The following is a 12,798-nucleotide window of genomic DNA, read 5'->3' on the forward strand; positions in this document are numbered from 1 at the left end:
TACGGCCTTTTTTATTTTAAACCAGAAAAATAAAAAGTCATTTTTTTTGAAAAGGCGGCTTTTTTCCTGGAGGTGTCTATGTGTGGATTTGTAGGTGCATTTGATTTAAATTCCGGCTCTCAGCCGATTGATGAAGGTCTTAAGGAACAGCTTAGAAAACAGGTTCTTGATATGTCGAGGACGATTCGGCACCGTGGACCAGATTGGACTGGCGTTTACACTGGGGACAATGCGATTTTAAGCCACGAAAGGCTTGCGATTGTAGACCCTTTTTCTGGAAAACAACCACTTGTAAGCGATGACGGAAAAATTATTCTTGCTGTAAACGGCGAAATTTACAATCATCAAAAAATTCGCGAAGAATTCAAGGAAAAATATAATTTTAAAACAATGTCGGACTGCGAAGTTATAATTCCTCTTTACAAGGAATGTGTCGCAAACGGAAAAAACTTTTCTGAGATGATAGAAAGACTTTCGGGAATTTTTGCTTTTGCGCTTTATGATTCTGAAAAGGACGTTTATCTGGTTTCCCGTGATGAAATTGGCGTAATTCCTTTGTATCAGGGCTGGGACAAGCAGGGAAGATACTTTGTTGCGTCCGAACTTAAGGCTTTGGAAGGCGAATGTCAGACAATTGAAGAATTTCCGAACGGTTGCTACCTGTATTCGCCAGACAAAAAAATTGTTCGCTGGTATAAACGCGATTGGGAAAGCTTTGACAACGTAAAAGACAATCCTAAGGCTACGAACGAAAAAGGCGAGGTTATAAATCCTGTAATTATTGAAAATTTACGCAACGGTCTTGAAGCCGCTGTAAAAAAACAGCTTATGTCCGACGTTCCTTATGGAGTTTTGCTTTCTGGAGGTTTGGATTCGTCGATTATTGCCGCGATTACTCAAAAGTATTCAAAAAAACGCATAGAAACTGGCTCGAAGGAAGAAGCCTGGTGGCCGCAGCTACATTCCTTTGCGATTGGGCTTGAAGGTTCTCCGGATTTGATTGCTGCAAAAAAAGCGGCTGATTACATTGGAACAATTCATCACGAAATTCACTTTACGATTCAGGAAGCTTTGGACGCTTTGGAAGATGTAATTTACCACATCGAGACTTATGACATTACGACTGTCCGCGCTTCGACTCCAATGTACCTGCTTGCTCGCGCAATAAAGGCTATGGGAATAAAAATGGTTTTGAGCGGCGAAGGAAGCGATGAACTTTTTGGAGGATACTTGTATTTTCATAAGGCGCCAGATGCAAAAGAGTTTCATGAAGAGCTTGTGCGAAAAATGAGTAAGCTGCACCTTTACGACTGTTTGCGCGCAAATAAATCGCTTATGGCCTGGGGCGTTGAAGGACGTGTTCCGTTTTTGGACAAGGAATTTATCGACATTGCAATGCGCTTAAACCCGACCGACAAAATGAATATCCGTCTTTTGGACGGAAAGCAGCGGATGGAAAAATGGATTTTGCGAAAGGCGTTTGAAGATATGCTTCCTGCAGAAATTTGCTGGCGACAGAAGGAGCAGTTTTCTGACGGTGTTGGCTATAACTGGATTGATACACTTAAAAAACTGACAGAAGAAAAGATAAGCGATGCCGAATTTGAACGCCGTGAAAACCGTTTTCCGGTTAATACTCCTAAGACAAAGGAAGAATACTATTACCGCGAAATTTACAGCAAACTTTTTCCGAGCGACAGCGCTGCCAAAGTTGTTCCGCACGAAGCCGGAGTTGCTTGTTCGACAGCAAAGGCTCTTGAATGGGACGAAGCATGGAAAAACATGGACGAACCTAGCGGACGCGCAATTGCCGGAGTTCATGACAAGGCGTATTGAGTTTTTTTAATGCGCTTGCGTCAGGGATTGGAGGGGCGGCGGAGCCGTTGCGTTTAGCAATGGAGCGGCTTTGTCGCGGAACCACGGAAAGCCCGACGGCACTCAGTGCCGGGACGCCCGAAAATTTGGAAAATTTATTCTGGAGAATATTAGATGAATACACTTTATGAACCTTCTTTTGAACACGATAACTGTGGAATTGGTGCTGTTGTTAACATTGAGGGAATTAAAAGCCGGAAAGTTGTTGACAGGGCTCTTTCTATTGTCGAAAAACTTGAACACAGGGCTGGAAAGGACGCTTCTGGAAAAACAGGCGACGGTGTTGGAATTTTGCTTCAGATTTGCCACGATTTTTTTAAGAAAACTGCCGGCGAAACTGGAATTGTGCTTGGCAATGAAGGCGAATACGGAATTGGACAGTTTTTCTTTCCTCAGGACAAGGTTGAAGTTGAAGCGGAACAGTCGCGTTTTGAAGCGGAATGCTCGGCTTTTGGAATGAAATTTCTGGGCTGGAGAAAGGTTTCTGTTTTGAGCGACGTATTGGGCGAAAAAGCCCTTGAGTGTATGCCGACGATTATTCAGGGGTTTGTAGAAAAGCCCGCTGAGTGTAAAAAGGGGCTTGATTTTGACAAGCTTTTGTACGCTTTGAGGCGTTCGTTTGAAAAGAATGATTCAAAACCTGCAAAAACGTACATTTGTTCGCTTTCGAGCAGGACGATTGTTTATAAGGGAATGTTTTTGGTTCAGCAGTTGAGAACTTTTTACAGAGATCTTCTGTCTGACGATTATGTTTCGGCTGTGGGAATTGTTCATTCGCGTTTTTCGACAAACACTAATCCAAGCTGGCAGCGTGCTCATCCTAACAGATTTATTGCACATAACGGCGAAATAAACACAATCCGCGGAAACGCAGACCGCATGCTTGCCCGCAACGGCGAAATTGACCTGAGCGGGTCGGATTCCGCAATGCTCGACAATACGCTTGAGTATTATGTAATGAACGGAATGGAGTTTCCGCAGGCGGTTTTGATGTGCATTCCTCAGGCGTGGAAACATGACAATTCGTTGAGCCAGGAACGCAAAGATTTTTATCACTATTGGGCTACGATGATGGAGCCTTGGGACGGACCAGCCGCAATTTTATTTAGTGACGGTGAGATTTTTGGTGCAACTCTTGACAGAAACGGTTTGCGTCCGAGCCGGTATTATATTACAAAGGACGATATGCTGATTCTTTCTTCTGAAGTCGGTGTTTTGAATATTCCGGAAAGCAATATCGTGACTAAAAGCCGCCTTGAACCTGGAAAAATTCTTCTTGTTGATATGAAGAAAAAACGTCTGATTTCTAATGACGAAATTAAAGATTTATATGCCTCTAAATTTCCTTATGGCGAATGGCTTAGTCAAAATCTAATACCTCTTCATTCTCTTAAGATTCCTAACAAGAAAATTCCTGTGTGCACGCAAGATGAACGCGACAAACTTTACAAGGCTTTTGGCTGGTGTCTGGAAGATGTGAATGAAATGATTCTCCCAATGGCAAAAAATGGTGTAGAACCGACTGGTGCTATGGGAATTGATATTCCGCTTGCCGTTATGTCGGAAAAACATCCGCCACTGTTCAATTATTTTAAGCAGCTTTTTGCTCAGGTTACAAATCCACCGATTGACTCTTTGCGTGAAAAAATCGTGACGGACACGACGGTTTATGTTGGTTCTGACGGAGACATTCTTCATCCTGCTGGAAAAAATTGCCATGTTCTCGAAATAAACAACCCGATTTTAACCGGAGTTGACCTTTTAAAAATCAGTGCCCTTAATCAAAAAGGTTTGCGTGCGACAAAAGTAAGTCTGCTTTACGATTTTCCAAAAGATGTTGAAAGTCACCTTGCAGACGGAAAAATCCTTGAAAAAGCGGTTGAAAATCTTTGCGGACAAGTTGATAAGGTTTACGGCGAAGGTTTTAATATTGTAATTTTGAGCGACCGCGGTGTTGACGAAAGTCATGTTGCAATTCCGTCTTTGCTGGCAGTTAGCGCAGTTGAGCAGCATTTAATCCGTACAAAAAGGCGTACTCTTTGTTCTGTAATTTTGGAATCTGGCGAGATCCGCGATGTGCATCAGGCGGCAATGTGCCTTGGTTACGGCGCCCGGGCTATAAATCCTTATCTTGCTCATGAATGTATTTCTGAACTCATTGATAAAAAACTTTTGGACAAGGATTATCATACAGCGATTGACGACTACAACAAGGCGATTATGAACGGAATTGTAAAAATTGCCGCAAAAATGGGAATTTCGACCTTGCAGTCGTACCAGTCGGCTCAAATTTTTGAGGCAGTTGGTATTTCTAAAGAGCTTACCGAAAAATATTTTACAAACACTGTAAGCCGAATTGGCGGAATCGGTTTAAAAGAAATCGAAGAGGACATAAATTTCCGTCATTCTTCTGCTTACGAAGAAAAACTTGAAGACCTGCTGACTGTAAACAACCGCCTTATGAAGCTTGATATGCTCGGCGAACACAAATACAAGGCTGGCGAAACTTGCGAAGACCATTTGATTACGCCTCAGCTGATAAAAGTTTTGCAGGAAAGCTGCCAGTCTGGCGATTATGAAAAATTTAAGGCTTATTCGGCATTGGTTGATGACAGTTCTCATCCTCACACTTTGCGCGCTTTGGTTCAGTTTGATTTTGAAAATGCAGTGCCAGTTGACATAAGCGAAGTTGAAAGCGTTGATGAAATCGTAAAGCGCTTTAAGACTGGAGCGATGAGTTACGGTTCAATCTCGGAAGAAGCGCATAAATGTCTTGCCGTTGCAATGAACCGCCTGCACGGAAAATCAAATTCCGGGGAGGGCGGTGAAAATCCTGACCGGTTTGGAACCGAATATTCTTCGGCAATAAAGCAGGTTGCTTCTGGTCGTTTTGGCGTTACTGAAGAATATTTGCTTTCTGCAAAAGAAATCCAGATAAAATGTGCCCAGGGCGCAAAACCAGGAGAAGGCGGACACTTACCAGGCAAAAAAGTTTATCCATGGATTGCCCGTACCCGTTATGCAACTCCTGGAGTTTCTTTGATTTCGCCGCCACCTCACCACGATATTTATTCGATTGAAGATTTGGCTCAGCTTATTTACGACTTAAAAAACGCGAACAGAAAAGCGGATATTTCTGTAAAACTTGTAAGCGAGGCCGGAGTTGGAACTATTGCGGCTGGTGTTGCAAAGGCCGGCGCTCAGATTATTTTGATTTCTGGTCATGACGGTGGAACTGGAGCTGCTCCGATAAGTTCTATTCATCATGCAGGGCTTCCGTGGGAAATGGGACTTGCGGAAACTCATCAGACTTTGATTCAGAACAATTTGCGCGGTCTTGTCCGGCTCGAAACTGATGGAAAACTTATGGACGGTCGAGACGTTGCAATAGCTGCAATTTTGGGCGCAGAAGAATTTGGTTTTGCGACTGCACCTTTGATCGTAATGGGCTGTAAAATGCTCAGAGTCTGCAATCTCGACACCTGTCCGTTTGGAGTTGCAACTCAGAACGAAAAACTTCGCGCAAAGTTTCCTGGAAAACCTGAATATGTCGAAAACTTTATGCGCTATGTTGCCCAGGAAATTCGCGAAATTATGGCAAAACTCGGAATCCGTTCAGTTGAAGAACTTGTCGGAAGAACGGATTTGCTTAAGTTGAAGAAAAATCAGGGATTTAGCCGGGCAAATCTTCTGGATATAAGCCGGATTCTTTCTCCAACGGATGATACCTGGAAAACGCATTTTGAAAACGGAAAACTCAAGGATGAAAAAGAATCTCTTGAATTTAGCATCGATGCGCTCAGACTTCTGCCAGTAATGGACAATTCGCGACTTACAACCCTTAAATACGATGTTCAATGCACGGACAGAACGGCAGGAACTATTTTGGGTTCTGTAATTCAGGAAAAATATGGAAATTCTCTGGATGAAGACAAATATGTCGTGCATTTTACGGGCGGGGCGGGACAATCGTTCGGAGCGTTTATTCCAAAAGGACTGACCTTGCGTCTTTGTGGAGATGCGAACGATGCTGTCGGAAAAGGTCTTAGTGGCGGAAAAATCGTTGTGCAGCCGTCGGAAGATTTTGAAGGTGAGGCAGACGAAAACGTTATTGTCGGAAATGTCGCATTTTTTGGAGCAACGAGCGGAAAAGGTTTTATAAACGGAGTTGCCGGAGAAAGGTTTTGCGTGCGGAATTCCGGGGCAACTGTCGTTTCTGAAGGTTGCGGCGACCACGGTCTTGAATATATGACTGGAGGAATAGCTGTAATTCTCGGAAAAACGGGCAAAAATCTTTGCGCAGGAATGTCGGGTGGTGTTGCCTATATTCTTGATGAAAACCACGATCTTTACAAACGGCTGAACAAAGAAATAGTAAACATGTACGACCTTGACGACGAGACAACTGTTGCCAAAAATAAAACTGATTGTGAGATTTTAAGAGATTTGATTGAACAGCATTACGAAGAAACCGCTTCTAAAAAAGCAAAAAAAATTCTTGAAGACTGGAAAAATTATATTCCGAAGTTCAAGAAAATTATTCCAAACGACTATTTGCGGATGATGACGGAAATCCGGCTGGCGGAAGAATCTGGAGAAATTTACGAAGACGCTGTGATGAGCGCTTTTAAGAAAGTTACTGAGTAAGAAAATGCGGCAGGGGGCGGAAGGGCGCGAAAGCGATGTTTTTGTGGCGGTTGAGCTTTGCGAAACCAGAACAAAAATATTGGAGGCGAAAGCCGGAACCCTGAAGCTCCCGGTTTTGTGCAGCAAAGCGAAACAAAAGCCGCCCAAAAACTGGAGTTTTAAAATGGGATTAAAAGATGAATGTGGCGTCTGTGGAATATTCAGGCCGGAAAATCTTGAAAGCGACTCAACTGCTTCTTCGATGGCGTATTTTGCGCTTGTAAGTTTGCAACATCGGGGGCAGGAAAGCGCAGGAATTGTTGCTAGCGACGGGCAGACTTTAAAATTGAAAAAAGAAAAGGGACTTGTCGGCGACGTTTTTCATAAAGAAGATTTTGAAGAATTGAAGGGAAGAATTGCGATTGGCCATGTGCGCTATGCAACGGCAGGTGGACGGACGATTGAAAATGCTCAGCCTATGTTGAATAGTTTTAAGCTCGGTTCGATTGCCCTGGCTCATAACGGTCAACTCGTAAATTATGAACCTTTGCGTGAAATGCTTGAAGATTCGGGAAGCACTTTTAATTCGACAAGCGACACTGAAGTTATTTTAAAATTGATTGCGCGTTCGTACAAAAAAGGAATTGAAAATGCGATTCGCGGAACGATGCAGCTTATAAAGGGTTCGTATGCCTTGTGCATTTTGACTCAGAATTCTTTGATTGGAGTGCGCGATCCAAACGGAATTCGTCCTTTGTGCCTTGGAAAATTGCCGGAAGTTGACGGGAAGCCGGGCGGTTATATTCTTGCAAGTGAAAGTTGTGCGATTGATTCGGTGAATGGAGAGCTTGTCCGCGACATTAAACCTGGAGAAATTATTATTATCAATAAAGACGGGATTCATTCTTCGTTAATTGATGTAAAAAACCGTAAGCAAACTTGTGTGTTTGAGTATGTTTATTTTTCAAGACCGGACAGCGTTATTGACGGAATTCCTATTCAGGAAGCGCGATACAGAATGGGACAGGCTCTTGCTCTGGAAAGTTTTGTCGAGGCTGATGTTGTCGTTGGAGTTCCAGACAGCGGAATTGGCGCTGCGATGGGATATTCAAAAGCGAGCGGAATTCCTTATGTGACGGGAATTGTCAAAAATAAATATATTGGACGCACTTTTATTGCACCGACGCAAAAAGAACGCGAAAATATGGTTTTTGTAAAGTTGAATGCGATTTCAAGCGATTTGCGCGGAAAAAAAGTCGTTGTAATTGATGATTCTATTGTCCGGGGAACTACAAGCAGGCGTCTTGTTCAGATTTTGAGAAGGGCTGGAGCAAAGGAAGTGCATTTTAGAGTAAGCTCGCCGCCAGTAAAATTTCCGTGCCATTTGGGAATCGACACTCCAAGCAAAAATGAATTGATTTCGAGCATGCACGAAGTCGACGAAATTTGTAAGGAAATTGGAGCAGATACTCTTGCGTTTATAAGCCTGGACGGAATGATAAAGGCTTTGGGTGGCGACAGTTTTTGCAAAGGCTGCTTTAACGGTGAATATCCAGTTTAATATTTGTTAAAAAAATCAAAAAGTTGAAAAATTCGAAAAATTGGCTGTCCTAAAGCAAATAAAGTTTTGCAGGGACAGCCTTTTTTATTGTTTATGATGAAAAAAAAACTTAAAAAAATATAAGTGTTTCTATTGACAGAAACGTGTTTTAAGATGTATGTTTCTTTGTATAGAAACAGGAGCTGAGCGGGCGTTGCGGGCTGGCGTTTGAAGCCCGCTGGAAAGGGTAGCGTAAGACGCGTATGCGGCTGGCGCGCAGGGGAAGGCTTTCCCCCTCCTTTTTTGTCTGTTTCGCCTTTGTTTTTTGGAGGAAAAATATGATTTTGGTTATAGATAATTACGACAGTTTTACTTTTAACGTTGTTCAGAGCTTGCAGATGTACACTAAGCAGGAAATTCGGGTTGTAAGAAACGACGAATATTCGGTTGTGCAGCTTGCTCAGATGAAACCGGATTTTCTGGTTATTTCTCCGGGACCTGGAAATCCTTCTCAGGCTGGAGTGAGTGTTGAAGCCATTAGATTTTTTGCCGGAAAAGTGCCGATTTTGGGAATTTGTCTTGGGCATCAGGCGATTGGAGAAGCTTTTGGCGCAAAAATTGTGCATGCCAAAAATGTTTGCCACGGAATTATTCAGGATATTGAGCTTGACGGAAAAGGCCTGTTCCGTACGATTGGAAAAAATTGCAAATTTACGCGCTATCATTCGCTTGTGATTGATGAAAAAAGTTTGAGTTCTGATTTTGAAGTTACGGCACGCGCAAAAGATGGCGATATTATGGGAATTCGTCACAAAACTCTGCCGATAGAAGGAGTTCAGTTTCATCCAGAATCGATTGCGAGTGAACACTGTAAGGACATTTTTTTAAATTTTGTAAATTATAGACGCGAAAATCTTCCTGTTGCGGATTATTTGAATCAGCTTCTTGAAAAAAAAGATTTGACGGAAGAACAGGCTTCATTTTTTATGGAAAATGTTGCCGACGGAACGATGGATGAGCGTGTTATGGCGGCAATTCTTGTTGCCATTCAGGCAAAGGGCGTTTCTGTGAGCGAAATGACTGGCTGTGCACGCGCGCTTTTAAAAATAAAAACTCCGTTTGTCTGCGAAAAAAAAGGTTTGGCAGAAATTGTAGGAACTGGTGGCGACTGCAAGGGAAGTTTTAATATTTCTTCGCTTTCTGCCATTGTTGTTGCGAGTTGCGGTCAGCCGGTTGCAAAACACGGAAATCGCGCTGTTTCTTCAAAATCGGGGGCGGCCGACTTTTTTGAGAATCTTGGAATAAATATTATGGCGGAGCCTGAAAAAACTGCGGCCCTGGTTGAAAAAACGGACTTTGGTTTTTTGATGGCGCCAGTTTATCACGCTGCAATGCGTTTTGCGGCTCCTGTAAGAAAAGTTTTGGGCATTAAGACGATTATGAATATTTTGGGACCGCTTTTAAATCCTGCTGGTGCAGAATATGAAGTTTTGGGAGCTTTTTCAAAGTCGCTTTTAAGGGATTATGCAAGGGCTGCAAAAAAATTGGGAGCAAAGCGTGTAATGACGGTTGCAAGCGATGACGGCTATGACGAAATTTCTCCTTGTGTAAAAACACACGCATTTTTAATCGATGAGCGCGGACACGAAGCGTCTTTTATTATTGAACCTTCAAAATTTGGAATAACGGACGCGGAGGAAGACGAGCTTTCTGGCGGAAACGGAAAAGAAAACGCGGCGCTCGGAATTGAGGTTTTGAACGGAAAAGGCAAAAAAACAATCCGTTACGCAGTCGGAATGAACGCAGGAGCGGTTTTGTATCTTTCTGGCAAGGCAAAAAATTTAAAAGAAGGCTACGGCATGGCGCTTGAATCAATTGATACTGGAAAAGCTCTTGCAAAGCTTAACGAGATTGTGGAAGTGAGCAGAGGAATGTAAAAAAAATTATGAAAAATGTAATTGCACAGATTGTAGAACAGCGAAAAAAAGACATTGCCACTCGAGGTTACAATTTTGGTTTTGAAATTCCAAAAAAACGCATTCGCCCTGTAAATCCCTTTATGGCGGAACGTGGGGTAATTCTGGAAGTAAAGCGGGCAAGTCCAAGCAAAGGCGACATTGCTCCAGACTTAAATCCTGCCGAAACTGCAAAAAAATATCGCGCGAATGGTGCAAAGGCAATCAGCTGTCTGACCGAAGAAAATTATTTTAAAGGAAGCCTTTCCGATTTGATTGAAGTTTGCGCCGCCGTTCCGGATGTTGCCGTTTTGAGAAAAGATTTTTTGATTGATGAGCGCGAAATCGAAATTGCATATCTTTGCGGAGCCGATGCTGTTCTTTTGATCTCGGGAATTTTAACTTTAGAAAAAATGAAGTCTATGACGGCAAAATGCGCAGAACTTGGAATCCGCGCCTTTGTCGAAGTCCGCACGGAAGATGATGCAAAAAAAGTTCTTGAAGTAAAAAAATATTTTCCAAATACGATTGTTTGCGGAGTAAATTCACGTAACTTAAAAGATTTTTCGATAGATCTTCTTGTTCCTGCCCAGCTTAAAAAAACACTTGGTGGCGACGTGATTTTTGAAAGTGGAATTACAATGCCCGAGGCAGCTTTCAAAATTGGTTCAATGGGATTTTCTGGAATTTTACTCGGAGAATTTGCTGCACGTAATCCGGAAAAAGCCTGCGATTTTGTAAATGCGTTTGAATCTTCAAAAGAAAATCTTTACGGCAAAAAAATGATTGAGCTTGCCGAAAAACTCGCCTTAAAAAACAATTCGGGCGAAAAAAAACGTCCTTTTGTAAAAATCTGCGGACTTACGCGCAAAAGAGATGCTCTTTTTGCAGATTCTCTTGGAGCGGATTTTGTCGGTTTTATTTTTGCAAAGGAATTTGGACGGAATGTCTATGGCGAAAAATTTGCGGAAATTCAAAACATTCTTCCAGCTGTAAAGGCTATTAAAGTTGGAGTTATAACAAATCCAAAAAGCGATGAATCTTATTTTGCGATAGAACTTGTAAAAAGCGGTGTGCTGGATTTTATCCAAATCCACGGAATTGATTACGAAAATACGCCAGATTATCTAAGAAATGTTCCTCATTATTTTGCTCTGACTGAAAAAACAGGCAGCCTTGAAAAAAAATCGGAAAAACTTGCATCTTTTGGCGAAGCGAGGTTTTTGCAGGATTCTAAAAAGCAGAACTTTTTTGCAAGTGAAAATTCGCATCTTTGGATTGCTGGCGGAATCACTCCTGAAAATGTGTACGAGGTCTGCAAAAAATACAATCCGGAACTTATCGATGTGTCCGCTGGAATCGAAGACGGTGTTTTGGGTGAAAAAAGCGAAGCAAAAATAAAAAAACTGTTTGAAGAATTAGAAAAATAGGGGGGGGCGTTACGGGGGAAACTCCCCCGTAGAGAGGGTAGCGACCAACGAAGTGGGCGCGAAGGGAGAGACTTCTCCCTCCTTTTAAAATCCAAGATTGTCGTTTACTAAAATTACATTGATTCTGCCAGAATGCTTTGAAAATCTTGTAATCAAAAACTGGCAGCAGATTGTGTCTGGACTTTTGCAGTCGAAGCATTTGCCTGTTTTTTTGCATGGAGTGTCGATATTGAACCTTTGCGCGTTTGCCGGAGCTGCTATGTTGCGCGCCCTTTTTATTGCGCTGTCCAAATCGGCACAGATTTTGTTCATTCCGACTATAAAAACAACTTTTTTTGGACCTTGAGCTATGCACGAAACCCTGTTTGCGTTTCCGTCGATGTTCACTATTTCGCCGTCGCTTGTCATTGCGTTTGCACTTGCCAAAAAAATGTCTGCATCATAAGCCGCCATAAGACCTGCACGTGCTTCCATTTGTGCCCTGTCGATGTAGTTGTAGTTTCCTTTTTTGAGAGCGTCAATTAGACCGATTTCAGTTGCGGATGTACAACCTCCCATAGCGATTGTGCTGTTTTCAGGAATCAGCGAGAGCGCGGTTTTGAGAGCATCCTCTTTTGAAGCGGCATAAAAACCTGCCATATTGCGTGATTCAAGCCCTTTAATAACGGTTTGAGCCAAAGCCTCGTTTTTTTTAGCGATATTTTCGTTCATAGTGTGTACCTCGAATTGTTCTATTATAGCATAAAAAAAACAGAACGAAGCAAAATAAATAATCCGGGTGGCTTTTTGTTCCGCAAAGCTGCACAAAAACCGGGCTCTCCAGGGCTACGGCTTTCGCCTCCGGTATTTTTGCAGGCAAAAACACACGCTCCGCGTCCCTTCCGATCCCTGCCACAGGCAGGGCGTGCGCGGAAGCGCACAGTAAAATTTCCCGAGTTTGCGGAGCAAACTCGCAGCGTGGCACAGACACGCAGGATCCCTGCCACAGGCAGGGCGTGCGCGGAAGCGCATAGTAACGCGTCGTAAAAATAAAAAAAATCATAAAAAAATCAAAAATTTTAAAAAAAAGAGAAAATCGGGCTTGACACAAAATGCGTATGGGTGATATATTCTTTCTCACGTCGCGACGAGACAGCGACTTCCCAAAAGGGTAGATAAAAAGTTTCAAAAAAAATAAAAAAAATTAACAAAGTGCTTGACAAGTTTGCTAAGTTCGTGTTAATATCTTTTTCACCGTCAGTTGAGACGGTTGAAATAAGTTCTTTGAAAAGAAAATCAGTGAAGGAAAAAGAAAGACAAGATAGCAGACAAAAGCGGAAGTTTTTGTTCGTGTGGAAAAGTTTTTCGAGTATAAAACGAATGCCAGCGGAAC

The 12,798-nt window shown here is 42.5% G+C and carries 7 protein-coding genes; 5 read left to right on the forward strand and 2 right to left on the reverse strand.

The genetic code is table 11. The features are described 5' to 3' along the window. The first annotated feature begins 78 nt into the window (after positions 1-78). The 5 genes from asnB (at position 79) to ACT6XC_RS08275 (ending at position 11,426) form a co-directional block, all read left to right on the forward strand. Positions 79-1,836 carry an asparagine synthase B gene (asnB, locus tag ACT6XC_RS08255; protein ID WP_443738639.1) on the forward strand — a complete coding sequence of 586 codons (1,758 nt, stop codon included), beginning with the start codon at positions 79-81 and terminating at the stop codon, positions 1,834-1,836. A 153-nt stretch (positions 1,837-1,989) separates the two neighbouring features. Further along, a complete protein-coding gene (gltB, locus tag ACT6XC_RS08260; protein WP_443741451.1) occupies positions 1,990-6,522 on the forward strand; it encodes a glutamate synthase large subunit in 4,533 nt (1,510 codons plus the stop codon). A 163-nt stretch (positions 6,523-6,685) separates the two neighbouring features. Then, positions 6,686-8,062, forward strand: a complete 1,377-nt coding sequence (gene purF, locus ACT6XC_RS08265; RefSeq protein WP_443741452.1) for an amidophosphoribosyltransferase — start codon at positions 6,686-6,688, stop codon at positions 8,060-8,062. A 317-nt stretch (positions 8,063-8,379) separates the two neighbouring features. Then, positions 8,380-9,978: a bifunctional anthranilate synthase component II/anthranilate phosphoribosyltransferase gene (locus tag ACT6XC_RS08270; protein ID WP_443741453.1), complete on the forward strand. Its 1,599-nt coding sequence runs from the start codon at positions 8,380-8,382 to the stop codon at positions 9,976-9,978. An 8-nt stretch (positions 9,979-9,986) separates the two neighbouring features. Beyond that, the gene (locus ACT6XC_RS08275) at positions 9,987-11,426 is read left to right on the forward strand and encodes a bifunctional indole-3-glycerol phosphate synthase/phosphoribosylanthranilate isomerase (RefSeq protein WP_443741454.1); all 1,440 of its coding nucleotides are present in this window, start codon (positions 9,987-9,989) and stop codon (positions 11,424-11,426) included. Between the two features lie 84 nt (positions 11,427-11,510). Here ACT6XC_RS08275 and ACT6XC_RS08280 read toward each other — a convergent pair whose 3' ends face one another. Both ACT6XC_RS08280 and ACT6XC_RS08285 read right to left on the reverse strand, forming a co-directional pair. Then, positions 11,511-12,137 carry a lactate utilization protein gene (locus ACT6XC_RS08280; RefSeq protein ID WP_443738644.1) on the reverse strand — a complete coding sequence of 209 codons (627 nt, stop codon included), beginning with the start codon at positions 12,135-12,137 and terminating at the stop codon, positions 11,511-11,513. Between the two features lie 347 nt (positions 12,138-12,484). Next, the coding region (locus ACT6XC_RS08285; protein WP_443741455.1) for a hypothetical protein at positions 12,485-12,798 on the reverse strand (314 nt) is incomplete at its 5' end.

This window comes from Treponema berlinense (assembly GCF_052273165.1).
In the GTDB taxonomy this organism is placed as follows: Bacteria; Spirochaetota; Spirochaetia; order Treponematales; family Treponemataceae; genus Treponema_D; species Treponema_D berlinense_A.